The 26,710-nt window shown below is 70.7% G+C and carries 27 protein-coding genes; 14 read left to right on the top strand and 13 right to left on the bottom strand.

All coding sequences use genetic code 11. The annotated features are described in order from the left end of the window. The first annotated feature begins 228 nt into the window (after positions 1–228). Entirely contained in the window at positions 229–1,638 is a 1,410-nt protein-coding gene (locus tag OHA98_RS32920) for an ATP-binding protein (protein ID WP_266931182.1), read from the top strand. After that, positions 1,635–2,393 (top strand): HNH endonuclease, encoded by a 759-nt coding sequence (locus OHA98_RS32915; RefSeq protein WP_266931180.1) that lies wholly within the window; start codon positions 1,635–1,637, stop codon positions 2,391–2,393. Before OHA98_RS32920 ends, OHA98_RS32915 begins: the two co-directional genes overlap by 4 nt. A 69-nt stretch (positions 2,394–2,462) precedes the next feature. On the opposite strand, the gene OHA98_RS32910 is transcribed toward OHA98_RS32915, so the two are convergent. Further along, positions 2,463–2,816 carry a nuclear transport factor 2 family protein gene (locus OHA98_RS32910; protein WP_266931178.1) on the bottom strand — a complete coding sequence of 118 codons (354 nt, stop codon included), beginning with the start codon at positions 2,814–2,816 and terminating at the stop codon, positions 2,463–2,465. Positions 2,817–2,886: 70 nt separating this feature from the next. Here OHA98_RS32910 and OHA98_RS32905 point away from each other — a divergent pair, with 70 nt between their 5' ends. After that, complete coding sequence (locus tag OHA98_RS32905) at positions 2,887–3,759, top strand: LysR family transcriptional regulator (RefSeq protein ID WP_266931177.1); 873 nt, start codon at positions 2,887–2,889, stop codon at positions 3,757–3,759. A 31-nt stretch (positions 3,760–3,790) separates the two neighbouring features. Here OHA98_RS32905 and OHA98_RS32900 read toward each other — a convergent pair whose 3' ends face one another. The 3 genes from OHA98_RS32900 to OHA98_RS32890 form a co-directional block, all read right to left on the bottom strand. Beyond that, positions 3,791–4,015 (bottom strand): DUF397 domain-containing protein, encoded by a 225-nt coding sequence (locus OHA98_RS32900; RefSeq protein WP_266931175.1) that lies wholly within the window; start codon positions 4,013–4,015, stop codon positions 3,791–3,793. A gap of 110 nt (positions 4,016–4,125) precedes the next feature. Then, positions 4,126–4,350 carry a DUF397 domain-containing protein gene (locus OHA98_RS32895; RefSeq protein WP_266931173.1) on the bottom strand — a complete coding sequence of 75 codons (225 nt, stop codon included), beginning with the start codon at positions 4,348–4,350 and terminating at the stop codon, positions 4,126–4,128. Next, a complete protein-coding gene (locus OHA98_RS32890) occupies positions 4,337–5,161 on the bottom strand; it encodes a helix-turn-helix transcriptional regulator (RefSeq protein ID WP_266931171.1) in 825 nt (274 codons plus the stop codon). Before OHA98_RS32890 ends, OHA98_RS32895 begins: the two co-directional genes overlap by 14 nt. A gap of 182 nt (positions 5,162–5,343) precedes the next feature. Between OHA98_RS32890 and OHA98_RS32885 the strand changes: the two genes are divergently transcribed. Both OHA98_RS32885 and OHA98_RS32880 read left to right on the top strand, forming a co-directional pair. After that, the gene (locus OHA98_RS32885) at positions 5,344–5,697 is read left to right on the top strand and encodes a hypothetical protein (RefSeq protein ID WP_266931169.1); all 354 of its coding nucleotides are present in this window, start codon (positions 5,344–5,346) and stop codon (positions 5,695–5,697) included. Beyond that, entirely contained in the window at positions 5,694–6,053 is a 360-nt protein-coding gene (locus OHA98_RS32880) for a hypothetical protein (protein ID WP_266931168.1), read from the top strand. The genes OHA98_RS32885 and OHA98_RS32880 overlap by 4 nt, the downstream gene beginning before the upstream one ends. A 36-nt stretch (positions 6,054–6,089) precedes the next feature. On the opposite strand, the gene OHA98_RS32875 is transcribed toward OHA98_RS32880, so the two are convergent. The 3 genes from OHA98_RS32875 to OHA98_RS32865 form a co-directional block, all read right to left on the bottom strand. Further along, positions 6,090–7,343: a DUF2254 family protein gene (locus OHA98_RS32875; protein WP_266931166.1), complete on the bottom strand. Its 1,254-nt coding sequence runs from the start codon at positions 7,341–7,343 to the stop codon at positions 6,090–6,092. A gap of 508 nt (positions 7,344–7,851) precedes the next feature. Continuing rightward, complete coding sequence (locus OHA98_RS32870; protein ID WP_266931164.1) at positions 7,852–8,613, bottom strand: SMI1/KNR4 family protein; 762 nt, start codon at positions 8,611–8,613, stop codon at positions 7,852–7,854. Then, entirely contained in the window at positions 8,610–9,347 is a 738-nt protein-coding gene (locus OHA98_RS32865) for a VOC family protein (protein WP_266931162.1), read from the bottom strand. The genes OHA98_RS32870 and OHA98_RS32865 overlap by 4 nt, the downstream gene beginning before the upstream one ends. A 184-nt stretch (positions 9,348–9,531) precedes the next feature. Between OHA98_RS32865 and OHA98_RS32860 the strand changes: the two genes are divergently transcribed. After that, entirely contained in the window at positions 9,532–10,170 is a 639-nt protein-coding gene (locus tag OHA98_RS32860; protein ID WP_266931160.1) for a LysE family translocator, read from the top strand. Positions 10,171–10,224: 54 nt separating this feature from the next. Here OHA98_RS32860 and OHA98_RS32855 read toward each other — a convergent pair whose 3' ends face one another. Together OHA98_RS32855 and OHA98_RS32850 are read right to left on the bottom strand one after the other, a co-directional pair. Next, complete coding sequence (locus OHA98_RS32855; RefSeq protein ID WP_266931158.1) at positions 10,225–10,578, bottom strand: transcriptional regulator; 354 nt, start codon at positions 10,576–10,578, stop codon at positions 10,225–10,227. Beyond that, positions 10,575–11,090 carry a hypothetical protein gene (locus OHA98_RS32850; protein WP_266931156.1) on the bottom strand — a complete coding sequence of 172 codons (516 nt, stop codon included), beginning with the start codon at positions 11,088–11,090 and terminating at the stop codon, positions 10,575–10,577. Before OHA98_RS32850 ends, OHA98_RS32855 begins: the two co-directional genes overlap by 4 nt. A gap of 150 nt (positions 11,091–11,240) precedes the next feature. On the opposite strand from OHA98_RS32850, the gene OHA98_RS32845 reads away from it, so the two are divergent. Both OHA98_RS32845 and OHA98_RS32840 read left to right on the top strand, forming a co-directional pair. Then, positions 11,241–13,466 carry an ATP-dependent RecD-like DNA helicase gene (locus tag OHA98_RS32845; RefSeq protein ID WP_323179683.1) on the top strand — a complete coding sequence of 742 codons (2,226 nt, stop codon included), beginning with the start codon at positions 11,241–11,243 and terminating at the stop codon, positions 13,464–13,466. A gap of 214 nt (positions 13,467–13,680) precedes the next feature. Then, on the top strand, positions 13,681–14,979 hold the full coding sequence (locus OHA98_RS32840) for a citrate synthase (protein ID WP_266931154.1): 1,299 nt from the start codon (positions 13,681–13,683) through the stop codon (positions 14,977–14,979). Between the two features lie 589 nt (positions 14,980–15,568). Here the strand turns inward: OHA98_RS32840 and OHA98_RS32835 are convergent. Both OHA98_RS32835 and OHA98_RS32830 read right to left on the bottom strand, forming a co-directional pair. After that, entirely contained in the window at positions 15,569–17,956 is a 2,388-nt protein-coding gene (locus OHA98_RS32835) for a cation-translocating P-type ATPase (protein WP_266931153.1), read from the bottom strand. A gap of 115 nt (positions 17,957–18,071) precedes the next feature. After that, positions 18,072–18,380, bottom strand: a complete 309-nt coding sequence (locus OHA98_RS32830; protein WP_266931151.1) for a heavy-metal-associated domain-containing protein — start codon at positions 18,378–18,380, stop codon at positions 18,072–18,074. A gap of 463 nt (positions 18,381–18,843) precedes the next feature. Here OHA98_RS32830 and OHA98_RS32825 point away from each other — a divergent pair, with 463 nt between their 5' ends. Further along, positions 18,844–19,617 carry a methyltransferase domain-containing protein gene (locus OHA98_RS32825; RefSeq protein ID WP_266932496.1) on the top strand — a complete coding sequence of 258 codons (774 nt, stop codon included), beginning with the start codon at positions 18,844–18,846 and terminating at the stop codon, positions 19,615–19,617. A 51-nt stretch (positions 19,618–19,668) separates the two neighbouring features. Here OHA98_RS32825 and OHA98_RS32820 read toward each other — a convergent pair whose 3' ends face one another. Beyond that, positions 19,669–19,860 (bottom strand): AlpA family transcriptional regulator, encoded by a 192-nt coding sequence (locus OHA98_RS32820; protein ID WP_266931149.1) that lies wholly within the window; start codon positions 19,858–19,860, stop codon positions 19,669–19,671. Between the two features lie 237 nt (positions 19,861–20,097). Between OHA98_RS32820 and OHA98_RS32815 the strand changes: the two genes are divergently transcribed. After that, positions 20,098–20,646: a DinB family protein gene (locus OHA98_RS32815; protein WP_266931147.1), complete on the top strand. Its 549-nt coding sequence runs from the start codon at positions 20,098–20,100 to the stop codon at positions 20,644–20,646. 95 nt (positions 20,647–20,741) lie between these two features. Here OHA98_RS32815 and OHA98_RS32810 read toward each other — a convergent pair whose 3' ends face one another. After that, positions 20,742–21,668 (bottom strand): sugar phosphate isomerase/epimerase, encoded by a 927-nt coding sequence (locus tag OHA98_RS32810; RefSeq protein ID WP_266931145.1) that lies wholly within the window; start codon positions 21,666–21,668, stop codon positions 20,742–20,744. A 186-nt stretch (positions 21,669–21,854) separates the two neighbouring features. Between OHA98_RS32810 and iolC the strand changes: the two genes are divergently transcribed. Genes iolC through iolD form a run of 4 tightly spaced genes read left to right on the top strand, consistent with a single transcriptional unit; the run spans position 21,855 to position 26,692 of the window. Beyond that, positions 21,855–22,907, top strand: a complete 1,053-nt coding sequence (gene iolC, locus OHA98_RS32805) for a 5-dehydro-2-deoxygluconokinase (RefSeq protein ID WP_266931143.1) — start codon at positions 21,855–21,857, stop codon at positions 22,905–22,907. Continuing rightward, entirely contained in the window at positions 22,904–23,812 is a 909-nt protein-coding gene (locus OHA98_RS32800; protein ID WP_266931141.1) for a deoxyribose-phosphate aldolase, read from the top strand. Before iolC ends, OHA98_RS32800 begins: the two co-directional genes overlap by 4 nt. A 28-nt stretch (positions 23,813–23,840) precedes the next feature. Further along, complete coding sequence (iolB, locus tag OHA98_RS32795; RefSeq protein ID WP_266931139.1) at positions 23,841–24,788, top strand: 5-deoxy-glucuronate isomerase; 948 nt, start codon at positions 23,841–23,843, stop codon at positions 24,786–24,788. Further along, on the top strand, positions 24,785–26,692 hold the full coding sequence (iolD, locus tag OHA98_RS32790; protein WP_266931137.1) for a 3D-(3,5/4)-trihydroxycyclohexane-1,2-dione acylhydrolase (decyclizing): 1,908 nt from the start codon (positions 24,785–24,787) through the stop codon (positions 26,690–26,692). Before iolB ends, iolD begins: the two co-directional genes overlap by 4 nt. Positions 26,693–26,710: the final 18 nt, after the last annotated feature.

Raw genomic sequence — 26,710 nt, 5'->3', positions numbered from 1 at the left:
CGGCCGTGCGGCCGGGCCCCATTCCGCTTTCGCGGGGCTGCTTCTCCCCGACTCTCGTGGGGCCGCTCCTCCCCGGCTTTCGTGGGGCCGCTCCTCCTCGACCCGTCCGCACGAGTCGGACGGTGGGCTCCGTCCGTACCGTACGGTGGTCGAGGAGCGCTGCGAGGGCCGGCCGCTGCGACAGCGACCTCCGCCCCGCCCCTTCCACACCGGACGGAACCGTCACCCATGTACGTCTCCCGCGTGTACGTCGAGAACATCAAGTCGTTCCACGGTCCGCGCGTCGTCGACCTGACACTGACCCGCCCGGACGGCTCGCACGCCGGGTGGACCGTCCTCGCGGGACGCAACGGCGCGGGGAAGACGACGCTGCTCCGGGCGCTGGCCCTGGCCCTGAGCGGACCGGTGGCGGCGCGGGGCCTGGTGCCCGACTTCGACAACTGGGTGACGCGGGGCACGTCGGCGGGACGGGCCGAGGCATTGATCGCCAGAGACGCGGACTTCGACCGGTTCACCTACGGCCGGCCTCCGAGCACCGGCTTCAAGGCCGGTCTGCGGTGGCGGGCCCGACCGGACGGGGCATCGGACACCCGGTCCTCCCACAGGAGGGGAAGCCGGCCGTCGCTGGAGGAGATCCGCTACACCGACGCGCAGAGCAGCACCGCTCGACGCGGCCCCTGGGCCGACAACCCGGTCGGCTGGTTCTGCGCCGCCTACGGACCGTTCCGGCGGATGGCCGGGGGGTCGGGCGAGGTGCAGCGGCTGATGCTGGCCTCGGGGCCGGTGGCCCGGCAGGCGAGCCTCTTCCACGAGGACGCCTCCCTGGCCGAAGGCGTCGCCTGGCTGATCGAACAGCACCTGCGCGCGCTCGAAGGACGTGAGGGCGCCGCAGCACTGAAGTGGGCAGCGCTTTCCGTGCTCGGCGACGGACTTCTTCCCGACGGCTATCGCGTGGAGGACGTCGACTCCGAGGGGCTGTGGGTCTCGCGCGACGGCCACCGGTTCCCGCTGCGGGAGATGAGCGACGGATTCCGTACCGTGGCCGCACTCGTCGTCGACCTGCTGAAGCAGATCCACGACACCTTCGGCGACGTGGTGTTCGCCGGAGAGGGCAACGAGGACGGACCCAGCCCCCTCCATGTGCCCGGTGTCGTGATCATCGACGAGATCGACGCCCACCTCCATGTCTCCTGGCAGCGCCGCATCGGCCCCTGGCTGACCTCGCACTTCCCCCACATCCAGTTCATCGTGACGACCCACAGCCCGTACATCTGCCAGGCGGCCGACCCCGGCGGCCTGATCCGGCTGCCGGGTGTGGAGGAGGACGCCGCGCCCGAGGTCGTACCGGAAGACCTGTACGAACGCGTGGTCTACGGCAGCGGCGACGACGCGATCCTCTCCGATCTCTTCGGACTCGACACCCCCTACTCGGTGCGCGCCGAACACCTCCGGGCCGAGTTCGTCGCGCTGGAGTCCCAGGTGTACGAGGGCGACACCTCGCCGGACACCGTCGCCCGCTACAAGGCCCTGAAGGACCTGCTCACCAGCTCTCCCGCGGCGCGTGTGCACGAGATGTCCGCCCAACTGCACCGCATCGCCGGGGAGATCGGGAACGGAGAGGCGGGCGGGGCCGGGTGATCAGGCTGGAACGCGCCGACCTGCCCCCGGACACGGCAGCGCACATGAAGACGTACACCCAGGAGATCGAGGGGACCGCCGAGCCGAAGCGCAAGGAGAAGGCGGCGGCTCTGTGGGCCCATTCGACCGTACGGAGACGGGTACGGGAGGGACTCCTCGCCACCCTCGCGGACATGGCCCCCGGCCACCAGCGCTGTATGTACTGCGGCGACGGACAGGGCACGGACATCGACCACTTCGAGCCGAAGAGCCTCGCTCCGCTGCGTACCTTCGAGTGGCTGAACCACCTGCTGGCCTGCTCGTACTGCAACAGCAACCAGAAGCGGAACAAGTTCCCCCGGTCCCGGGAGGACGGCAGCCCGCTCCTCCTGGACCCCACGCTCCAGGACCCGCTGACCCATCTGCGCCTCGTGCTGCCGCTCTGTACGTACAAGGGGCTGACGCCCCAGGGCGACGCGTGCATAGACGTGTTCGGCCTCAACTCGCGCGGGGTCCTCGTCGACGGCCGCAGGACGGCGTACGAAACCGCCAAGCAGTCCATCGAACTCTGGAGCATCGCCACGGACCTGGGCCGGCACGACAAGGCGGCGAAGATCGTCAGGGTCGCGTGGGACCGCCCGCTCGCCGACGTACTGGCCGCGATGTTCCACCAGTCGGGCCACCCGGCGGCGGACCTGCTCTTCGACGGCGAGGAGGAGACCTTGGGGCTCCTGCGTGACCCGGCCCTGCGTGCGGCCTTCCTCGCACGGGCATGACGTCACCCCGGTGTGCCCGACCTGGGGAGGGAGCGGCTCGCCGGGGCGACGTGGCTGATCACCGGCTGATCACCGGTTGAGTGCCGCGAGAATCTCCCGTGGGTCGAAGGTGACCCGGATCCTGGTGATCCTCCCGTCCTCCACATGGCTCCAGTTCGCCGTCGGGGTGGGCGCCGCGCCGGGAACGTGCAGGTCGAACCACGTGATCACGTCCGTGTCGTCCGCCACCCGGGCGTGCACGTCGATCCGTTCCATGACCTGGCCCAGACCGCGCAGGCCGCCGAGGCACTCCTCCACCCCGGAGGCCCGCCCGAGCGCGCCGACGAACTCGACGTCATCGGCCAGGAGGCCGCGCAGCGTGTCGAAGTCGCCCGCCTGCCAGGCGGTGAAGTACTTCTCGGAAATCTGTGCCGGAGTCGTCATGCGTCCAGGGTCCCGCAAGCCGAACCATCCGTCCAACAGATGATTCAGATGTTCACTATCATCGTTGGTTATGGAAATGCATCAGCTGCGCTACCTCGCCGCAGTGGTGGACGAGGGCACCTTCACCGCTGCGGCGGCACGGCTGCACGTCAGTCAGTCGGGCATCAGTACGCAGGTGGGCAAGCTCGAACGGGAGCTGGGGCAGCGGCTCCTGGAGCGCTCGGGACGCCGGGTCCGGCTGACGGCCGCCGGGGAAGCCGTGTTGCCACTCGCCCGGGAGGCTCTGGAGGCGCTCGACGGCATCGAGCACACGGCGGCCGAGTTCGCGCAGACCACACGGGGCAGGATCCGCCTGGGAATGATCACGGGCTGCTCGATCCCCGGCTTCCTGGATGCCGTGGCAGGGCTCGGCAGGACCCACCCGGGCCTCGTCGTGAGTCTGCACGAGGACGACTCGCGAGCCCTGCGGTCCCAGGTGCTCGCCCGGTCGCTCGACCTGGCCCTGATCGCGTTCGCCGGGCAGGCCGAGCCCGGGTTGGACGTCAGCGTGATCGTCGACGAACCGATCGCCGTGGTCGTGCCCGAGGACCACCCGCTGAACCGTGCGTCGGTGCGGCTCGCCGACGTACAGGCGGAGAAGGTCCTCTGCCTGCCGCACGGTACGGGCATCCGGGAGGCGTACGAGCGCTCCTGCCTCCAGGCGGGAATCGAACCGCGCGTGGACATCGACGCCAGTTCGCCGCAGACACTGATCGGGCTCGCCCGGCGAGGGGCCGGAGTCGCGGTCCTGAGCCCGTCCTCGGGGGCCGACGAGGACGTTGTGCCGGTACCCATCACGGACGCCGCGACGCACGCCTGCCTCGGCCTGGCCATCCGCCCGGACCAGCGCTCCCCGGCCGCCCGTCTCATGATGGCGAGGCTGCGCGAGGCACTCGCCCCCTGAGACGACGCCGGGGGCCGGGAGGCCGTTTGCGTCAGGCGGTGAGGTGGCCGTTCTTGACGGCTGCGACGAACGATGACCAGCCGTCCGGGGAGAAGAGGATGGCCGGGCCGGTGGGGGTTTTGCTGTCGCGGACGGGGACGGAGAGGTGGCCGTCCGCGACCTCAAGGCACTCGCCGTTGGCCCCGCCGCTGTAGCTGGACTTGCGCCATCCGGCCGGGGGCGAGCTGTCAGTGATGGGGGACTTGGTGTTGTGCATGTTCGTGTTCCTCCGCGATGGCTCTGATGAGCGCCAGGGACTTCCGTTGCGGGCCGTATCGCCCTGGTGTACCTGACATGGGCGTGTGGCTCGTCGGGGTTCGGTACGAGTCAGGCGGTGAGGTGGCCGTTCTTGACGGCTGCGACGAACGATGACCAGCCGCCCGGGGAGAAGAGGATGGCCGGGCCGGTGGGGGTTTTGCTGTCGCGAACGGGGACGGAAGTGTAGTTGTCGGTTACCTCAAGGCACTCGCCTTGGTCTCCGCCGCTGTAGCTGGACTTGAACCACCCGGTGAGGGCGGACGAGTCCACAACGCCCCGCTTACTGGTGACCATGTTCGTGTTCCTCTGCTGCCGCCCGCACAAGGGCCAGTGATTCCTGGTGCGACATCGCATCGCTCAGGGCCAGATCGTAGGCCGTGCGGCTGGAGGCCACCAGGCCCGGATCGTCCATCAAGTTGCCTGTCTGGAAGCCTTCAACGTACGCCACCGGTGCGGAGTCCGCGAAGCTCAGCAACGTCAGCAGACTCTGCTGGAGCGAGTGGGCTCCCACACCGAATGGCAGCACATGCAGCCGCAGCCGCCCGCTCTCGGCCATGTCCGCGATCTTGTTCAACTGCTCTGCCATGACCTGTGGTCCGCCGACCCCGCGCCGCAGCACCGCCTCGTCCAGCATGGTCCACAAGACCGGTTTCATCGGACCGTCCAGGACGCGGGAACGCTGTGTTCGGATGACGACGTCCTTGTCGATCTCTTCCCGGAGGTGGTTGGGTCGGTATGCCTGGAAGAGTGCGCGCGCGTAGCCGTCCGTCTGGAACAGTCCTGGCACCAGCGAGAGCGCGAACTGCTGGATGAGGGTCGCTTGCGTCTCCAGCTCGGCCACCGCCGCGAAGTGGTCGGCGTACTTCGTGTCCAGGTCCTCCAGCCAGCGGGCGAAGAACCCGTCCGTACCCAGGGCGCGGTCGATCCGCTGGGCGTCGTCCGGGCTCGGCAGCCGGCGGCCGGCCTCGAAGTGACTGATCAACGTCGGTGAGCAGACGACCTCTTCGGCCAGGGCCTCCTGCGTCAAGCCGGCGGCGAGCCGTCGCAGCCTCAGCTCCTCGCCGTACTTCTCCCGTGGCGTGCGTGGCCTTCGGTTCGTCCTCATCAAAGCCCAACTCCCAGACTTGACCGGCGTTCTGTCATCCCCAACCCCCTGGAAGCGTAGCGACTCATGACCCCACTCTGTGATGAGTTCGCTACGCAAAGAAGCGATGCCGACGCAGGAGAGACCCCCGCGACCGACGCAACCGGTCCGGGGGCGTGGCCACACCGAGAAAGCAGGCTGACATGAATCACGCTATCGCCCGGCTTCTGGAGCCGGTGCTGCGATTGCTGATCCCCGCACGACACCAACGGCATCAGCGTCATCAGTGGCACCCACTGGACACGTGCGCGTACGTCCACCCCTACTCCTGCGACTACGTCGGCGGACCGACCGTCTTCCGGACCGGCGAGCGTCCCCCGCGCGGGGAGGACAGCCCGTTGGTGCGTCCGTACTTCGTCGCGTACGAGCGGGAGCAGGCCGAGGCGTTGGTGGCGGAGCAGCGACGGCGGCGGGTCCGTCGCGGGGGACTGCTGGTGGCCGTGCGCGGTGTGGAGATCACGCCCGAGCCTCTTCGCCGCGTCGAGGCCGCCGCGTGAACAGGGAGTGGGACGACCAGCACGCGTTCAGGCTGCTTCCCTGGACGGGGCCGGAGGGGAAACCGGGTTACGTCCTGGGTGATGGCACCGGCTATGTGTCACGGATGGCGGACGACATGGAGCGTGTGCAGCTCGACATGGCGCACGACCTGCTCGGGCATGCCGCTGACCTGCTGGCGGACCAGCGGGTCACCGGAGCGGAGCTGCACTTCCTCGCCAGCCGGCTGAGCGAGTCGTTGGTTGAGGTCAAGAGGGTCGCGGAGAGCCGGGGTTGGCGGCTGAGCGCGATCGGCGCGGGTCCGGACAGCGGCTCACCGGGGCATCGGGTCCGAGAGCCGGACCCCGGGGGCCGGTGAGCCGGCCAACGGCCTGACGGCCGGTTCCCCGGGCTGTCACCTGTTTCCGCCGGCCTGCGGGTGCGGGTCCGGTGGGGCTTCCCGCCACAGGACGGGGAACCGGTCGGCCATCTCGCGCTCCACCCAGGCACGTCGCCGGTTCAGCAGCTCCCGGCCGTGAGGATGGGCGCCTGGTTCCAGATCTGCCAACAGCGTACGGAGACGGGTGAGGACCAGGGGGGAGTTCAGAGCCGCCACGATGACGTCGTCGATGCCCGTGCGCACGAAGTCCTCCCACGGGGGCCGCCGGATCACGACCCGTACCGCGCCGTCGGGGCCGGTGACCCGCAGGGGGCCGGCTTCCCCCGCACGTTTCGCGGCCGGGCCGCCGAGCAGATCCTTCACGCAGTCCAGGGCCTGCACGGCGGTGGCCGGGTCGTTGATGCTGGAGGAGAGCGCCCTGAGAGCGATGTCGGCCAGGAGGCGGAAGGCGAGCATCGGGTCCTGCTCGAACGTCGGCTCCAGCCCGGTCGCCAGCGATCCCAGGACCTTGGTGTCCGCGATGGCGGCGCCGTACACGTCGGCGATCCGCGCCCCCTGGTGCAGGGTGGTGCCGGGGGCCTTGTGCAGCACGATGACCGCGTCCGCTTCCCGGGCCGCTTCCCTCAGCCCTTTCACGTCGATCTGCTGGAGCACGGCCGAGGGCCTCGGCCAGGTGACGGTGGCAGCCGGTGGGCCGTCGGTCACGGTGGGACCGGAGGCCGCCGGAACGGTGCCCGAGGGGTAGAGCGTGTCCAGGGCGGTGGATCCCCGCTCGGTGATCGAGCGCAGGACCGGGGCGAGCTGGATCGAGGCGAGAGCGCGCAGCAGCAGGGTCCGCAACAGGGCCAGCATCGCCAGCAGCAGGATCGAGGTGATGACCGGGACGGCGACCGTCACCTCGGAGCGGTCGCCGATCGCCAGCGCGGCCGTGACGCAGAAGACCGCCAGACCGATCGCGAAGGCGAAGGTCCGCCAGACGATCGGCGACTGACGGAACAGGGCCAGGCGGGGGGTGAAGCTGGTGTGGGCCCACTGCACCACCAGGAACAGCAGAGAGAAGATCACAGCCGTCGTGCCGAGCACGCCGAAACCCAGAGACAGCAGCAGATCGGCCACCTGCCGCGCGGGTGCGCTCGGGCCACCGGTGATCCTCGGTACGAGCAGGCCCAGAGCCAGCCCCACGAGGGCCAACAGCAGCTGCACCAGTCCGGCCCGTACCTGCCGACTGCGTCGCAACGGGGTGCGCCCGCCGCGAGGGGTCACGGTCATCGCGCCGGTCCTCTCACGCCCGTCACCTGTGCCGCGCTCCGCCGCACGAGGATGCCGCCGGGCCCGCTTCCCGCACGGTGAGCAGACCGGTCCGCATGCTGACAGTCTCTCCCCCCGAAGGCCGGACGGCCTCCCGGCGCACTTGAGCGATCGCGTGAAACGCCCCGGCGCGAGAGGCCACCCCTGGAGGCCCGGGTTCGTGCGACGGGTTACGGGCCGCAACATGGACGAGTTGGACGTGTGGCACACCATCGAAGGACTCGACTACCTTCTCGAAGGTGACAGCTGACGAGGCCAAGGCCCTTGAGCCGGTTGTTCCTGCCGCGCGTCAGGCCCCGGGCGACGTGAAGCTGTACTGGCCGTAGCCGGGCACAACGGCATCCAAGCCCCCCGGAGTTGGCGGCCGGACGGCGGCTTCCGGCGGTCGACTCCCGACGACGTCAGCCGCCCAACGCCTCCAGCCGCCCAACGCCTCCAGCCGCACGGCTACTCCGGCCGCCCGGCGACATCAGCCGCCCGACGACTCCAGCCAGCCGACCAGGTCGTCCGTCAGCAGCTCGCCGTCCGTCCCGACGTCCGCGCTGATCGCACCCAGACCGAGGTGGTACACCCGGGTCCGGTCGCGGCCGTGGCGCCGCATGAGCAGTCCGCCGCCCCCGCTGTCGTCCCCGACCAGCACCCACTCGGGCGCGTACCGGGCCACCTCGAAGGTCTCGTTCCGCTCCTCGATCACGTGCGGCCCGTAGGCCAGGACGCCGTTGTCGAGCAGTGCTCCCGGCGTCGACCGCCACAGCCGGGCGACGGCGGGATTGGGGCCGTCCCGGAGCCCGCGGGCGAGGGCGGAGCGGGTGGCGAGGAACCCGGCGAACGACTCCGCCACCCGGTGCTCCTCGCCGTCGAGGCCGTCGCGGCGGACCACCGGATACTCGCCCTCCCCGCACGCGCCGCTTCCGTCGAGGGTGAAGGAGTAGGTGTCACCGCAGTCGGGCTCGACGGCGAAGCAGAGCCTGGCGCCGTCCCTGCGCCACCCGGCGGTGATGTCCTCGTACACGTCGTCGGCGAACCCGCCCGGTACGACCGTCGCGAGGTCCGCGCCACCGGCCCGGCCGTGTCCGTACTCGGTCAGCCACCACCGGTACGAGGGCGGCAACGGACCGACCCGCTCCTCGGCTTCGCGGATCGCCGCTTCCGGTACGGCGACGGCGGGCCGGCGGCCGAACCCCGGTGTCGCTTCCACCAGCTCGCGCAGTTGTGTCAGGTCAGGTCTCACGCGACAGAGTGTGCCAGGGCGCCCGGTCGGCCCAGCAGTTCCTGGAGCCTGACGAGATCGTCGCCCACCGACCGGCGTTCCTCGTCGGTCAGTTCCATTGCCGCCGCCTCTTCCAGCAGTTCGCGGGCCCGTCCTGCCCTGCCGAGCCGTTGCGCGATGTCCCCGCGCAGGACGAGCAGCCGCAACCGCTGTACGGGGGTGGGGTGTTCGCCCTCCAGGTTCAGCACCCGGTCGATGATCCGCGCGGCCCCGGGCAGGTCCTGCTTGGAGTCGGCGAACAGGTCCGCCATGGGCAGGGCGCGGGCGAAGGTCTCCTTGGGGGCGGGCCGGTGGCTCGGGTCGTCGCTCGTCGGCTGCCCGATCCGGATCGTGTTCCCGGTGGGGTCGGTCATCAGGAACTGCCGCACCCCGTACGACATGTCCTTGAGCGGGCCGATGCGGGGCAGCCCGCGCGTGGGGATCCGGCCGTACGCCGCCTTGAGGCCTGCCCGGAACGCGGTGTGCAGGCTGTCGACGTCCTCGGTGAGGACATAGCAGCCGGAGTGCGAGGCGGCGGGGTCGTACTCCTTCATTCCGTAGAACTGAAGCTCGATCGCCCCGCGTTCGACGACCGCGTAGGCGTACGGGCTGGTCCGGAGGTACGTCGTCCCGAAGCCCAGGGCCGTGGAGAAGTCGACCACCGGCTTGATCGACTGCGTCCGGCAGGGGAGGAGCGGGATGGTCTTCTCGGTCATGCCTCGCACGGTAATGAAATTTGACTAGTTGAGCCAGTGGGGCATGACACCACCTCTGTCAGGTCGTGGGCCGTGACGCGGGGCCGACGTCGTACCCGATGCGCTGTTCATGGGCGCGGAGCGGGTGTGACCCCGGGAGCGCGTGAGCAAGGCCCCGGATCGCGGTGGCGTACGCTGGCATTCCATGGCAATGAGCACCGCACTGTGGTCCTTCGCCCTCGTCGTAGGGCTTCTCACTCTCACCCCCGGTCTTGATACCGCTCTGATCCTGCGGACATCGGCCCTCGGCCGACGCGGAAGAGCCTGGGGCGTCGTCCTCGGAATCCAGACCGGGACCCTGCTGTGGGGCGCGCTCACCTCGCTCGGAGTGACCGCTCTCCTCACCGCCTCCCACCTCGCCTACACGACGTTGCGCTGGGTCGGCGCCGCCTATCTGGTCTGGATGGGTATCCGCATGCTCCGGGACACCTTCCGGGGGCTTCCGGCCTCGGACACCCCTGACTCCGCGCTGCTCGCCGGTACGGACTCGGTGGGCGCGGGCTGGCGGCAGGGGACACTCACCAACCTGCTCAACCCGAAGATGGGCGCCTTCTACGTCGCCGTCCTGCCCCAGTTCATCCCCGTCGGCGCGAGCCACTTCACCATGGGGCTCCTGCTCACCGCGGTGCACATCCTCATCGGCCTGCTCTGGTCGGCCGTTCTCATCGGCTTCGCCCGTGTCCTGCACGGCTGGCTCCGCAAGCCGCAGGCCCGTCGCCTGCTCGACCGGATCACCGGGACCGTCATCGCCGCATTCGGCGTCCGGCTGGCTCTCGGCGACTGAACACCGGCCCATGCCCCCGCCGGGCTCCGTGGTCCCGCCCGGCGCCGGTTCGGGTCAGGGCGGCGGGGCCGCTTCCGCCCCCGCTTCGGCTCCCGCCTGCCGGGCCGTGGCGGCGATGCCCTGGAGTGCCGCGATGTGCAGGGCCAGGGCCTGGTGCCCCTCGGGTGTGAGGGAGAGCCAGGTCCGGGGGCGCTTGCCGACGTAGCCCTTGCGGACGGCGAGGTACCCGATCCCCTCCAGGGCGGAGGCGATCTTGCTCAGCATCGAGTCGGACACCTGGCAGCTGTCCCGCACGGTGGCGAAATCGGCCTCGTCGCACGCGGAGAGAAACGCGACGACCGCCAGCCGGGTGGGGTGGTTGATCGCCGCGTCGATCGCCGGCTGTCCAGGCGCGGGGGCTGTGGTCATCCGACGTCCTGGAGCTTCCGCCCGATCGACGCGTTCCGGGCGGCGAACGCCGCCCAGACGCCGAGTCCGAGGACGGTGAACAGCGCGATCTTGGTGACGGCGCGATCGGCGCCGAGCAGGTGGCACAGCCCCCACGTCACGAGCCCCGCGGCGAGGAGGGCCGACAGGGGAACCGCGGCCCGGCGCAGCCGTGCGGACCAGGACCGGGTCACCGTCACTCCCGCCCGCCGCCCGGCGGCGTTGACGAGCACGAGCACCACGGCCAGGCCCACGAGCGAGATCACCAGCGAGAGGGCCGCCCCCCAGCCGCCGCTCTCCTCGGCCCATGCCTGCCCGAGGGCCGGAACGATCAGCGCCGCCGCAGCCGCAGGGCCGTACCAGGCGGGAGTCAGCCCGGCCCGGAGGCGGGCGCCCTCCCTCGCCGATTCGACACTCCGCAGAGCTTCCGTGGCGCGGTCGGCGGATACGTCCGTACCGCCCGAGCGGGTGGGGGTGTTCTCCTGCGGGGACATCGTGTTTCCCGGACCTCTCGTCAGCCGTGTGCGTGATCTGCCCCCTCATCCTGGCATGTACTTTCCGTAAAGGAAAGTACTTTCCGGCCCGGGGTGGCCGACCGGGACCGGACCGCACCGCTTGTCAGCGGGACCCGGTAGCGTCGGCGCATGTCCAACATGGCCGTCCTCGAAGGGGTCCTGGAGAGGATCACGTACGCCAATGAGGAGAACGGGTACACCGTCGCCCGCGTCGACACCGGGCGCGGTGCCAACGATCTCCTCACGGTGGTCGGTGCGCTGCTCGGTGCGCAGGTGGGTGAGTCGCTGCGGATGGAGGGCCGTTGGGGGTCGCACTCCCAGTACGGCAAGCAGTTCACCGTGGAGAACTACACGACGGTGCTGCCCGCCACCATCCAGGGCATCCGCCGCTACCTCGGCTCCGGTCTGATCAAGGGCATCGGCCCCGTCATGGCCGACCGGATCACCACGCATTTCGGCGTCGACACCCTCGACATCATCGAGCAGGAACCCAAGCGTCTCGTCGAGGTCCCCGGACTCGGGCCGAAGCGGACGAAGATGATCGCCGCCGCGTGGGAGGAGCAGAAGGCGATCAAGGAGGTGATGGTCTTCCTCCAGGGCGTCGGCGTCTCCACCTCCATCGCCGTCCGTATCTACAAGAAGTACGAGGACGCCTCCATCTCCGTCGTGAAGAACCAGCCCTACCGGCTGGCCGCCGACGTCTGGGGCATCGGCTTCCTCACCGCCGACCGGATCGCGCAGGCGGTCGGCATTCCGCACGACAGCCCGGAGCGGGTCAAGGCCGGACTCCAGTACGCCCTGTCCCAGTCGTCCGACCAGGGCCACTGCTTCCTCCCCGAGGAGCGGCTCATCGCGGACGGGGTCAAGCTCCTCCAGGTCGACACCGGTCTGGTCATCGAGTGCCTGGCCGAACTCGCCGCCGACCCGGAGGGCGTCGTACGGGAGAAGGTGCCGTCCCCCGAGGGCGGGGAGCCGGTCACGGCCGTGTATCTGGTGCCGTTCCACCGTGCCGAGATCTCGCTCGCCGCCCAGGTCCGGCGGCTTTTGCGCACCGCGGAGGACCGGATGCCGGCCTTCCAGGACGTGGCCTGGGACAAGGCGCTGGCCTGGCTCGCCACCCGTACGGGCGCGACGCTGGCGCCCGAGCAGGAGGAGGCGGTCCGGCTGGCGCTCAGCCGGAAGGTCGCCGTCCTGACCGGCGGGCCCGGCTGCGGGAAGTCGTTCACGGTCCGCTCCATCGTCGAACTGGCCCGCGCCAAGCGCGCGAAGGTGGTGCTGGCCGCACCCACCGGGCGGGCCGCCAAGCGGCTGTCCGAGCTGACCGGCGCCGAGGCGTCCACCGTGCACCGGCTGCTGGAGCTGAAGCCCGGTGGGGACGCGGCGTACGACCGGGACCGTCCGCTGGACGCCGACCTCGTCGTCGTGGACGAGGCGTCGATGCTCGATCTGCTCCTCGCCAACAAGCTCGTGAAGGCGGTGGCGCCCGGTGCCCACCTCCTGCTCGTGGGCGATGTCGACCAACTCCCCTCCGTGGGCGCGGGCGAGGTGCTGCGCGACCTGCTCGCGGACGGCGGCCCGGTCCCGGCCGTCCGGCTGACCCGGATCTTCCGTCAGGCCCAGCAGTCCGGAGTCGTCACCAACGCCCACCGGATCAACGCCGGACAGCCGCCCCTGACCGAGGGCATGAGCGACTTCTTCCTCTTCGTGGAGGACGAGACGGAGGACGCGGGCGTGCTCGCCGTGGATGTCGCGGCGCGCCGCATCCCGGCGAAGTTCGGCCTGAACCCTCGCCGTGACGTGCAGGTTCTCGCTCCGATGCACCGGGGGCCGGCCGGGGCGGGCCATCTCAACGGCCTGCTCCAGCAGGCCATCACCCCCGGCCGTCCCGACCTGCCCGAGAAGCGGTTCGGCGGCCGGGTCTTCCGCGTCGGCGACAAGGTCACGCAGATCCGCAACAACTACGACAAGGGCGAGAACGGCGTGTTCAACGGCACGGTCGGCGTCGTCACCGCCCTCGACGTGGACGAACAGAAGCTGACCGTCCGCACCGACGAGGACGAGGAGATCGGCTACGACTTCGACGAGCTGGACGAGCTGTCCCACGCGTACGCCATGACCATCCACCGCTCCCAGGGCAGCGAGTATCCGGCCGTCGTCGTACCCGTCACGACCAGCGCCTGGATGATGCTCCAGCGGAACCTGCTGTACACAGCGGTGACCAGGGCCAAGAAGCTCGTCGTGCTGGTCGGATCGCGCAAGGCGATCGGCCAGGCGGTACGCACGGTTTCCGCAGGCAGACGCTGTACGGCGCTGGATTTCCGGCTCAGGGGCGGTAGCGACGGAGACTTCGTGTGAGCCTCGTACAAAAATGATCGATCAAATCGGTGGGAAACATCACGGAGGTCTTCCGGAACCGCAGTCAAGGGGGCAGGATGAGTAAATTGGCGGCACTCAGTGCCGCCAGTAGGTCCAATGGACGACCCCGAGTGCACTCTCCTGAGCCAAATGGGGGAGGGTGGAGACAGTCAGGGCACCTCGAAGAAGAGGCACTACGTCGGTGAGGGATGACGTGAGCGAGCACACCAACAACGCTGTAGTACTGCGGTACGGCGATGACGAGTACACCTACCCGGTGATCGACAGCACCGTCGGCGACAAGGGCTTCGACATCGGGAAGCTCCGGGCCAATACCGGCCTGGTGACGCTGGACAGCGGATACGGCAACACCGCCGCCTATAAGTCCGCCATCACGTACCTCGACGGCGAGCAGGGCATTCTGCGCTACCGCGGATACCCGATCGAGCAGCTCGCCGAGCGCTCGACGTTCCTCGAGGTCGCGTACACGCTGATCAACGGTGAGCTTCCCAAGGTCGACGAGCTGTCGACCTTCAAGAACGAGATCACCCAGCACACGCTGCTGCACGAGGACGTCAAGCGGTTCTTCGACGGCTTCCCGCGCGACGCCCACCCGATGGCCATGCTGTCCTCGGTCGTCAGTGCGCTGTCCACCTTCTACCAGGACAGCCACAACCCGTTCGACGAGGAGCAGCGCCACCTCTCGACGATCCGGCTGCTGGCCAAGCTCCCGACGATCGCGGCGTACGCCTACAAGAAGTCGATCGGTCACCCCTTCGTCTACCCGCGCAACGACCTCGGGTACGTCGAGAACTTCCTGCGGATGACCTTCTCGGTCCCCGCCCAGGAGTACGAGCTGGACCCGGTCGTCGTCTCGGCGCTCGACAAGCTGCTCATCCTGCACGCGGACCACGAGCAGAACTGTTCGACCTCCACCGTGCGTCTCGTCGGCTCCTCGCAGGCGAACATGTTCGCCTCGATCTCCGCCGGTATCTCGGCGCTGTGGGGCCCCCTGCACGGTGGCGCCAACCAGTCGGTGCTGGAGATGCTGGAAGGCATCCAGGCCAACGGCGGCGACGTCGACTCCTTCATCAACAAGGTGAAGAACAAGGAGGACGGCGTCCGCCTGATGGGCTTCGGCCACCGGGTGTACAAGTCCTTCGACCCGCGCGCCAAGATCATCAAGGCTGCGGCCCACGATGTGCTGTCCTCGCTCGGCAAGTCCGACGAGCTGCTCGACATCGCGCTCAAGCTGGAGGAGCACGCGCTCTCCGACGAGTACTTCGTCTCGCGCAACCTCTACCCCAACGTGGACTTCTACACGGGTCTGATCTACCGGGCCATGGGCTTCCCGAGCGAGATGTTCACCGTGCTCTTCGCGCTCGGCCGGCTTCCGGGCTGGATCGCCCAGTGGCACGAGATGATCAAGGAGCCGGGATCCCGCATCGGTCGCCCGCGCCAGATCTACACCGGCGAGGTCCTGCGCGACTTCGTGCCGGTCGAGGGCCGCTGAAGCCGGACCGGCTTCGCCGGCCCGCGTGCGCACCTCGCTCGCGGGCCGCTTCCCACGGCTCTGCGCACGACGTGACGTTGACGTCGTGCGGGTAACCCCGTCGTACCCGGCCTCTTCGGCCGACTGCCTTCGCCCCGCGTACCGCGCTTCGCACAGAGCGCGGTGTCCGGGGCGATTCGGCGTTCCGGGGGCGGATGGTGCGCGGCCCGGCGGATGGTGCGTGCGGTGCGTGTGGTGCCGGTTCGTGGATGGTGCGAGAAACGCCCCGCCGTCGATCCCCCCACGGGTCGACGAACGGGGCGCTTCCCATATCCCGGAGCGGATTCCCCCCACGGGATCCGGCCGGGCGTCTGCAGGGAGCCAAGGCTCCCGTTGTTCTGTTGTGCTGCGGTCTGCCGGGGAACGTACGCACGGGAGGGCCGCTCAAAGCTCCCCGGTGCACGCGCCCCGGCCAACGCTTGCCATGGAGCGTCCCCCAAGACACTCCATCGGACGTCCCCCAAGACATCCTTGGCATCGCACTCTTAGACTCGCGAACCCACCGGATGGTTACCCTGCAAACGGTGTGATCTAGATCTCTTTGTGGAAGTTACGTGAAGGAGCGCAACCTCAGGCTGTTGGTAACGACGAACACGGACGAAAACGCCATGGCGGCTCCCGCGATCATAGGGTTGAGCAGGCCAAATGCAGCCAAAGGCAACGCAGCAACGTTGTACCCGAAGGCCCAGAAGAGGTTGCCCCTGATGGTGGTCAGCGTACGCCTGGAGAGCCGGATTGCATCACCGGTCACCTTAAGATCTCCACGAACCAAGGTGAGATCGCCGGCTTCGATCGCCGCGTCGGTGCCCGTGCCCATCGCCAGGCCCAGGTCGGCCTGGGCCAGTGCGGCCGCGTCGTTGACGCCGTCGCCGACCATGGCGACCGAACGGCCCTCGGCCTGGAGGCGCTTGACGACGTCGACCTTGTCCTCCGGCATGACCTCGGCGTAGACCTCGTCGATGCCGACCTCGGCCGCGACCGCTTCCGCCACGGCCCGGTTGTCGCCGGTCAGCAGGACGGGCCTGAGTCCCAGTGCGCGCAGCTCGGCGACGGCGGCCGCGCTGCTGTCCTTGACCGCGTCGGCGATGGACAGCACGCCCCGGGCTTCCCCGTCCCAGGCGACGGCGACCGCGCTGCGGCCCCGGCGCCCGGCGTCCGCCAACGCGGCGGACAGGCCCTGCGGAAGGGTGATCCCGGCTTCCGTGAGCAGCGCCGGGCGGCCGACGAGGACGGAGCGGCCCTCGACGGTGCCGCGTACGCCGAGGCCCGCGATGTTCGCGAAGTCCTCGGGGGTGGGGAGGGTGCCGACCTCGTTCATGGCGCCGGTGGCTACGGCTTGGGCGATGGGGTGTTCGGAGGCGTGTTCGAGGGCTCCGGCGATGCGGAGGACGTCGTTGCGGTCGGTGCCGTCGGCGGTGTGGATGTCGAGGAGGGTCATCCTGCCGGTGGTGACGGTGCCGGTCTTGTCGAGGACGATGGTGTCGACGCGGCGGGTGGTTTCGAGGACTTCGGGGCCCTTGATGAGGATGCCGAGCTGGGCGCCGCGTCCGGTGCCGACCATGAGGGCGGTGGGGGTGGCGAGCCCGAGGGCGCAGGGGCAGGCGATGATCAGTACGGCGACGGCGGCCGTGAACGCGGCGGTCACGTCGTCCGTGATCAGCAGCCAGGCGACCAGCGTGCCCAGGGCGATCAGGAGCACCACGGGGACGAACACGGCGGAGATCCGGTCGGCCAGGCGCTGTACGTCCGCCTTGCCGTTCTGGGCGTCCTCGACGAGCCTGGCCATCCGGGCGAGCTGGGTGCCGGCGCCGACCCGGGTCGCCTCGACGACCAGCCGGCCCGAGGTGTTCACCGTGGCCCCGGTGACCGGGTCGCCGACCGCGATGTCCACGGGGACGGACTCACCGGTGAGCATGGAGGCGTCGACGGCCGAGGCGCCCTCGATGACGGTGCCGTCGGTGGCGATCTTCTCGCCGGGGCGGACCACGAACCGGTCCCCGACGGCGAGCGTGCCGACCGGGACACGTACCTCCCGGCCGTCCCTGAGCAGCGCGACGTCCTTGGCGCCCAGGTGCATCAGCGCCCGCAGCGCCGAACCGGCCTTCCGCTTGGACCGCGCCTCCAGGTAGCGGCCCAGCAGGATGAAGGTGACGACCCCGGCCGCGACCTCCAGATAGATCGCCGAGGACGCGTCGGCGGAGCCCATGGCGCGCGAGACGGTGAAGTCGAAGCCGTGCCGCATGCCCGGCATGCCGGCCTGCCCGAAGAACAGCGCCCACAGCGACCAGCCGAACGCGGCGAGCGTGCCGAGGGAGACCAGGGTGTCCATCGTGGCCGCACCGTGCCGCAGATTGGTCCAGGTGGCGCGGTGGAACGGGAGGCCGCCCCAGACGACGACGGGTGCGGCGAGGGTGAGGGAGAGCCACTGCCAGTTGTCGAACTGGAGGGCGGGGATCATGGCGAGCAGGATGACGGGGAGGGCGAGGGCGGCGGAGACGACGAGGCGTTGCCGGAGCGAGGCGAGGGCAGCATCCTTCGCGTCCTCGGCCGCGCCGGCGTCTTTGACCGCGTCGGCGTCTATGGCCGCGTCGGTCCCGACAGCCGCATCGGTCTCGTCCGTTCCGCCCGATGCCCCTGCCCCTGCCTCGGTCCCCGCCTCTGCCGCCGGGGACGGCTCCGTCCCCCCGGGGGCCGCTGCCGGGCGGGCCGTGTAGCCGGTCTTCTCGACCGTGGCGATCAGGTCCGCCAGGGCGGTTTCCCCGCCGAAGGTGACCCGCGCCTTCTCTGTCGCGTAGTTCACCGTGGCGGTGACGCCGTCCATCCGGTTGAGCTTCTTCTCGACGCGGGCCGCGCAGGACGCGCAGGTCATGCCGCCGATCGTGAACTCGGCTTCGGAGGTTTCCGGGGCCGGGGCCTCGGGGGCGGTGGTGGTGGCCATGTCCGAACTCCTGGGTGACGCAGGTCGGGCCGTACCCCTCCAGTATGTGCTGGTGGGTCCGGCCCGACGGCAGAGCGGTGGTGCGGGTGGTGCGGGTGGTGCGGGTGGTGCGGTCTCAGGCGGCCTGGCCGACGAGCTCGTAGCCCGCCTCGTCCACGGCGGCGCGCACGGCGTCCTCGGCCAGCGGGGCCTGCGAGACGACCGTGACCCGGCCGGTGGAGGCGACGGCCTTGACCGAGGTGACACCCTCGATGCCGGAGATCTCCTCGGAGATGGAGCCCTCGCAGTGGCCGCAGGTCATGCCCTTCACCTCGTACACGGTCGTGACCGCGCCGACCTGCACGTCGGCCGCTCCGTCGTGGCAGGTGCCGGCCGGCGTGCAGCAGGAGCCGGTGGCCTGGGGGGTCTCGGTCTCGACAGTCATGACGTTCTCCTCTTCGGTAAACACATGTGGGGCGCACGCGGAACGTGGCATGAGGGGCCGCCGGGAAGTCCGGTGTGCCTCATGCACGTCATACTATACCCCTAGGGGGTATGAATGCGAGTCCCCTCCCGCTCCCGTCGGTGGCCGCGCGTCGATGGCCGCCCCGGAAGCCCGTAGCCCTGGGCCTCGCCCCGCACCTTTCCCGGGCGGCTCCGGCCCCTTCCCGCCCCGCCCGGGATCCGACTCGAAAACCTGCCTCGGCGGTGGCGGGAATGCCCCCTGGAGCCCCTGCGGGCGGCGCGCTGCCGACCGGGTTCGCCCGGCGTGCGGGGCGGGCTCCGTGCGCCTCCGGTGGGCCCCCAGTCGCCCGCCAGGTGCCTTTCCTTGACCCCCGGAAACACCCTCTGAGCTGGGCTTTTGTGTACTCCGGTCATACAATTCCCCTATGGAAAAGGGGACTTCGGTGGACCGAGACATACGCACGGTGGACGACGTACTGCGGCTCATGGACGGCCTGTTCGCGCCGGAGGCCGACCGGTGGACGGCCGACGCGTCCTCCTGGTGGGACGGCTTCTACGCGGACCGCTCCAAGGCGGTGCCCTTCTTCGTGTCGAAGCCCGACGAGAACCTGGTCTCGTACGCCGACCGGGGGCTGATCCCGCCGGGCCGCGCGCTCGACCTGGGCTGCGGCCCGGGGCGCAACGCGCTCCGGCTCGCCGCTCTGGGCTTCGAGGTGGACGCCGTGGACCTGTCCCCGGCGGCCATCGCCTGGGCCGGGGAGCGGGCCCGCGAAGCGGGGGTGAGGGTCGGGGCGGAGGCCGGGGCGGGTCCCGGGGGTGGCATCCGGTTCCACTGCGGCGACGCGTTCGGCGACGCGGCGGCCGCGCTGACCGGGCCGTACGACCTGATCTACGACTCCGGCTGCTTCCATCACCTGCCGCCGCACCGCCGCATCAGCTACCTCGCCCTGCTCGACCGGGCGCTCGCCCCAGGCGGCCGGTTCGCCCTCACCTGCTTCGCGGCCGGTGCGATGGGCTCCGAACTCTCCGACGCGGACCTCTACCGGCAGGCCCGGCTCCACGGGGGCGTCGCCTACACGCCGGATTCGTTGCGCCGGATCTTCTCGGACCTGGAGGAGGTCGAACTGCGCCGGATGCGCGACGAGCCGTCCGGGTCCCCGCTCTTCGGTGAGGCGTTTCTCTGGACGGCCCTGTTCCGCCGGGCCGGTCAGAGCTAGTGCCGACGGCGGCGCGGCGCGGCGGGGATGCGGGGATGCGGGGATGCGGTGTCAGCGGCTCCGGTTGCGGGGGCGGGCGGCGACCCAGGCGTGGACGGTGTCCCCGTACCAGTGGGGCTTGCCGTTCCGTACCTGGTCGGGCGGGGGAAGGAGGCCGTGTTTGCGGTACGAGCGAACGGTGTCCGGCTGGACCTCGATGTGCGCGGCAATGTCCTTGTAGGACCAGAGCGTTCTGTCCGTCATCGGTGACGCCTCTCTGCACTTCACTGCACTTCTCTGCGCTTCCTTGCGCGCTCAGCCTGTGCTCCGGTGAGCACCACCGAGCGGCAGGCGGGGTGGGGCTGTTGAGCGACTGTGACGAAACACCCGTGAAGTGGTGACATATGTGACGAAGAGGTGACTTCGATGACGGACGGGATGAGTGGTGTCTCCGGTTCTGGCCGGGGCCCTCTGTCGGACCCTCGTGCCAGGCTGGGTGCCATGACTGTCCCGGAACGCGCCATGCCCCCGTTGGAAGCCGATGAGAGGGTCTCCCTGGAGACCTGGCTCGACTTCTACCGCGCCACCCTCGCGCAGAAATGTGACGGGCTGGGGGAGGACCAGCTCCGTGAGGCGTCCAGCGAGCCCTCGCCGATCACCCTGCTCGGCCTTGTGCGGCACATGGCGGAGGTCGAACGGAACTGGTTCCGCCGGGTCCTGGCCCAGGAGGACGCCCCGCCGATCTTTCCCGAAGAGCCCGGGGCGGAGACCGGTGCCGGTGCCGAATCGGGCGCCGGAATCACGGGCGACGACGGCGGCTTCGTCCTCGGTGAAGGCGCCACCTATGGGACGGCGCTGACCGTGTGGCAGACCGAGATCCGTCGCGCCCGGGAGAACTGCGCCGCCCGTGCCCTCGACGACACCAGTCCCTTCATGGGCGGGCGGGTCACGCTGCGCTGGATCTACACCCACATGATCGGCGAGTACGCCCGCCACTGCGGTCACGCCGACATCGTCCGCGAGCGCATCGACGGCCGTACGGGGGTCTGAGACCGGCCCCGGAGGGCCTGGGCCCGGGAAGTCCGCACCCCGGGCCCGTCTCGGAGTGGCCTGTCCCGGAGCGACCTGTCCCGGAGCGGCCTGCCTCAGAGCGGCCGCGAGGGCGTGCCGCAGGTGCGGAGGTAGTCGCGGGTGCGGCGAGCGATCGGGAACGGCCGCTCGGGCGGGCACGGGTACATGTCCTGCTCGACGATCGCGAACAGCTCGGTGTCCAGGCCGCGGGCGGCATCGAGGACCGGCCCCAGCGCGGGCACCCCGCCCGGCGGTTCGCACATCACCCCGCGTGCCACGGCCGGGCCGAAGGGCACCTCGTCCGCCACGACGCCGGCCAGGATCTCCGGGTCGACCTGCTTGAGGTGGAGGTAGCCGATCCGCTCCCCGTAGGTCTCGATGAGCTCGACGCTGTCCCCGCCGCAGTACGCGTAGTGCCCCGTGTCCAGGCAGAGCGAGACCAGAGCGGGGTCGGTGGCGTCGAGGAAGCGGTTCACGTTCTCCTCGCCGTCGATGTGGGTGTCCGCGTGCGGGTGCACGACGATCCGCAGGCCGTAGCGGTCGCGCACCTCGCGGCCCAGCCGTTCGGTCTGGGTGGTGAGGTCGCGCCACTGCGCGGCGGTGAGCGTGCGGTCCTCCAGCACCTCGCCCGTTCTGTCGTCGCGCCAGAAGGAGGGGATGACCACCAGGTGCTCCGCGCCCATGGCCCGGGTGAGCGCCGCGATGTCCGCGACATGCGCCCAGGTCCGGTCCCAGACGTCCGGTCCGTGGTGCAATCCGGTGAAGACGGTGCCGGCCGAGACCGACAGCCCGCGGCTGCGGGTCTCGTCCGTGAGCCGGGCCGGATCGGTCGGCAGATAGCCGTACGGTCCGAGCTCGATCCACTCGTAACCGGCCTCGGACACCTCGTCGAGGAAGCGGTGCCAGGGCACCTGTCCCGGATCGTCGGGGAACCACACTCCCCAGGAATCGGGTGCCGAGCCGATGCGGATGCGGGCCGGAGGCGGTGCGGAGGGGGCCATATCGCCCACCTTCCGGCCCTCGTGAAGAGGTGTCAAGGCTTCGTCCGAATGTCCGGACAAAATGTTGACAGGGCTCCGGGGGAGGGCTAGACCTGGACCGGGCCCATCCGGTCGCGGCCGGGCGTCGGCGGCGGGAGGGCGCGGGGCGCGGTCGGAGCGGGGTCGCAGCGGGCCGAAGGGACGCGTATGCCTGAGCCGTACGACGTGATCACGATGGGGCGGATCGGGGTGGACATCTACCCGCTGCGCAGCGGTGTACCGCTCTCCCAGGTCGACACCTTCGGGAAGTTCCTCGGCGGCTCCCCGGCCAATGTCGCGGTGGCGGGCGCGCGCCTGGGCCGCCGGACGGCCGTGATCACCCGTACCGGACGGGACGCCTTCGGCGAGTATCTCCACCACCAGCTGCGTGAGTTCGGGGTCGACGACCGGTGGGTGAGCGATGTCGAGGAGTACCCGACCCCGGTGACGTTCTGCGAGATCTTCCCGCCGGACCACTTCCCCCTCTACTTCTACCGGCAGCCCAAGGCGCCCGATCTGGAGATCAGGCTGCCGGAACTCGACCTGGCGGCGGTGCGTGCCGCCCGGATCTTCTGGATGACGGGCACCGGCCTCAGCGCCGAACCGAGCCGCACCTCGACCCTCGCCGCACTCCGCGCCCGCGACCCGGGGACGGGCGGTGCGGGTACGGCCGGTCCGGCCGCGGCCTCCGGGCTCCGCACGGCCACCGTCTTCGACCTGGACTGGCGCCCCATGTTCTGGGACGACGGTGACCACGGCAGTGTCGCGCCCGCCCGCTACCGCGAGGCCCTCGCCCACGCCACCGTCGCCGTCGGCAACCTCGACGAGTGCGAGATCGCGACGGGGGAGCGCGAGCCGTACGCGGCGGCCCGCGCCCTGCTCGCGGCCGGGGTGGAGCTCGCCGTCGTCAAGCAGGGCCCCGAGGGGGTCCTCGCCGTGCACCGCGACGGGACCGCCGTCGAAGTGCCGCCCCTGCCCGTGCGCGTGGTCAACGGCCTCGGTGCCGGGGACGCGTTCGGCGGGGCGCTGTGCCACGGGCTGCTCGCCGGGTGGGAGACCGAACGGATCATGCGGTACGCCAATGCCGCCGGGGCCATCGTCGCCTCCCGCCTCGCCTGCTCGTCCGCGATGCCGTACCCGTACGAAGTGGAACAGGCCCTGGCCGACGGCGCCGTCACGTCGGGCGGCGGCGCGGCACCGGAGACCGGAGCGACCCCATGACGCCGCCGCCCCTCACCCCCATGCCCCCCGCCGCCTCCGTCTCCGATCTCGTGCGGCTGCGGGCGCACCGCCCCGAGGCGGTGGCCGAGGCCGCGGCCCGGCGGCAGCGGCGCCCCCTCATCCGTACCGGCGGCCGGCTGATGATCATCGCGGCGGACCATCCGGCGCGCGGCGCCCTCGCCGTCGGTGACCGCGCACTCGCCATGGCCAACCGGTTCGAGCTGCTCGAACGGCTCTGCCTCGCGCTCTCCCGGCCCGGAGTCGACGGCGTCCTCGCCTCCGCCGACATCCTCGACGACCTGCTGCTGCTCGGCGCCCTGGAGGACAGGGTCGTCATCGGCTCCATGAACCGGGGCGGACTCGCGGGCGCCGCCTTCGAGCTGGACGACCGCTTCACCGGTCACCGTCCGGCCGACCTGGCCCGCCTCGGGTTCGACGCGGGCAAGCTGCTGCTCCGTATCGACCACGACGACCCCGGTTCCCTCGAAACGCTCCACAGCGCCGCCCGCACCATCGACGCGATGGCCGCGCACCGGCTGCCCGTCTTCGTCGAACCGTTCCTCTGCCGCCGCGCCGGCGGCCGGCTGCGCACCGACCTCGGCGCCGCCGCCGTCACCACCTCCATCGCCATCGCCTCCGGGCTCGCGGGCACCTCCGCGTACACCTGGCTCAAGGTCCCGGTCACCGAGGACCCCGACGACATGGCCCGGGTGATGGAGACCTCCACACTGCCCGCCGTGCTGCTCGGCGGCGACGTCGGCGACGACCTCGACGGCGCGTACGGGAAATGGCGTACGGCGCTGCGGCTGCCGACCGTCCAGGGGCTGGTCGTGGGGCGTTCGCTGCTCTACCCGGTCGACGGGGACGTGGCGGGGGCCGTCGACACCGCCGTGTCGCTGCTGTAGACGGCTGCCGAAGGGTAGGGAACCGGGCATGACGACGACGCACCACGACAGCGAGCGCGGCCGGGACGGCGACGGCAGCCGGGACGGCGACGGCAGCCGGCAGCGCGTACGGTTCCACGACCGCCATGTGCGGGCCGGCGGCGCGGCGCGCGGCCCCTATGCCCTCGACATCGATCCCGACGGCGCGGGATGGGGCTGGTCGAGCCTGCGGGTGCTGGAGCTGGCGCCCGGCGGTGTTCACACGCTTGTCACCGGGGAGAGTGAATGGATCGTGCTGCCATTGACCGGCGGCTGTACGGTGCACACAGCAGGTGACATCTTTGAACTGCTGGGCCGGGAAAGTGTGTTCAGCGGTGTGACCGATTTCGCGTATCTACCGCGTGACGCCCACGCACAGATCGCCTCCGGCGCGGGAGGCCGCTTCGCCCTGGCAGGAGCGAAGTGCGAGCGACGACTCCCCGCTCGCTACGGCCCCGCGCCGGAGGTACCCGTCGAACTGCGCGGCAGCGGGAACTGCTCGCGCCAGGTCAACAACTTCGCCGCGGCCGACGCCTTCGACTGCGACCGGCTCATCGCCGTCGAAGTGCTCACCCCCGGCGGCAACTGGTCCTCGTACCCGCCGCACAAGCACGACGAGCACCACCCCGGTGTGGAGTCGCAGCTGGAGGAGATCTACTACTTCGAGGTGGAGGGCGACGGGCTCGGCTACCACCGGGTCTCCCCCTCCCGCGAGGGCGGTACGGATGTCCTGGCCGAGGTCCGGGGCGGGGACGCGGTCCTCATCCCCGACGGCTGGCACGGCCCGTCCATCGCACCGCCCGGCCGCACCCTCTACTACCTGAACGTGATGGCGGGGCCGGGGCGGCGCGAGTGGCTGATCCGGGACCACCCCGACCACGGCTGGATCCGTGACACCTGGCCGGATCTGCCGGTCGATCCCCGACTTCCCTTCTACGGCCCGGAGGATGCCCGGTGACGAACCCGAGCGACCGCACCCCGCCCCGTACCCGCAGACTGACCACGGCTCAGGCCCTGGTCGCGTTCCTGGCCCGCCAGTACACCGAGCGCGACGGGCGGCGCCGGCGGCTGATCGACGCCACCTGGGGCATCTTCGGCCATGGCAATGTCGCCGGGATCGGGCAGGCGCTCCTGGAGACCGGCTCCCGGATGCCCTATCTCCAGGGGCGCAACGAGCAGGCCATGGTGCATGCCGCCGTCGGGTACGCCCGCCAGTCCGGGCGGCTCTCCGCGCACGCCGTCACCACGTCCATCGGTCCCGGCGCCACCAACCTCGTCACCGGCGCCGCGCTCGCCACCGTCAACCATCTCCCCGTCCTCCTGCTGCCCGGCGACACCTTCGCGACCCGGCCCGCCGACCCCGTACTCCAGCAGCTCGAAGTCCCGCACGCGGGCGATGTGTCGGTCAACGACTGTCTGCGCCCCGTCTCGCGCTACTTCGACCGGATCACCCGCCCCGAGGCCCTGATCCCGGCCGCGCTCCGGGCGATGCGCACCCTCACCGACCCGGCCACGGCCGGCGCGGTCACCCTGGCGCTGCCGCAGGACGTGCAGGCGCAGGCGTACGACTGGCCGGAGGAGTTCTTCGCGGAACGGGACTGGCATGTGCGCAGGCCCGCCCCCGACGCGTACGAACTGGAACAGGCGGTACGGGCGGTGCGCTCCGCCCGCCGCCCCCTCCTCGTCGCGGGCGGCGGCGTCCACCACAGCGCCGCCGAGGAGACCCTCGCCGCCTTCGCCGCGTCCACCCGGATCCCCGTCGCCTCCACCCAGGCGGGCAAGGGGTCCCTGCGCCACGACCACCCGGCCGACGTCGGGGGCATCGGCCACACCGGCACCGCCACCGCCGACGAACTGGCCCGCACCGCGGACCTGGTGATCGGGATCGGCACCCGCTACACCGACTTCACGACCGCCTCCGGCACGCTCTTCGCCGACCCCGCTGTCCGCTTCCTCAACCTGAACATCACGGGCTTCGACGCCCACAAACTGGCCGCGCTCCCGCTCGTCGCCGACGCCCGCACCGCCCTCGAAGCGCTCGGCGCGGCCCTCGCAGGGCGCGGCTACCGGGTCGACCCGGCGTACGAGACCGAGTACACCGACGCCAAGGAGCGCTGGGAGCACCGGGTCGACACCGCCCTCGCCGCCCCCGACCCCGCGGCGCGCCCCACCCAGGCCCAGGTCCTCGGCCTGCTCGACGCCCTGGTCACCGAGGACGACATCCTCATCAACGCGGCCGGCTCGCTCCCCGGTGACCTGCACAAGCTCTGGCGGGCCCGCTCCCGCGACCAGTACCACGTCGAGTACGGCTACTCCTGCATGGGCTACGAGATCCCGGCGGCGATCGGCGTCCTGCTCGCCGCCCCGGACCGCCCGGTCTGGGCGCTCGTCGGCGACGGTACGTATCTGATGAACCCCACCGAAATCGTCACGGCCGTCCAGCTGGACCTGCCCATCAAGCTGGTCATCCTCCAGAACCACGGGTACGCCTCCATCGGCGGTCTCTCGGAGTCCGTCGGCGGTGAGCGCTTCGGCACGGCCTACCGCCGCCGGGACGGCGCGGGCGGCTTCACGGGCGAGCCGCTGCCCGTCGATCTCGCGGCCAACGCGGCCTCCCTCGGCATGCGGGTGCTGCGCGCCCGCACCGTGCACGACCTGCGCGAAGCGCTCGCGGAGGCCCGTGCCGCGGACCGTCCCACTTGTGTCTACGTCGAGACCGAAACGCCCGACACAGTGTCGGGCCCTCCTCCGGCACAGGCGTGGTGGGATGTTCCGGTAGCCGAGACCGCGACCCGCTCGTCGGCGGTCGAGGCCCGCGAGGAGTACGACCGCCATGTCGCAGCCCGACGCCGCCACCTCTGACAGCTTGAAGGAGTACGC

Source organism: Streptomyces sp. NBC_00654 (genome assembly GCF_026341775.1).
GTDB lineage: Bacteria > Actinomycetota > Actinomycetes > Streptomycetales > Streptomycetaceae > Streptomyces.
The sequence above is the reverse complement of the archived record's forward strand: the minus strand, read 5'-3'. Positions and strand labels throughout refer to the sequence as shown.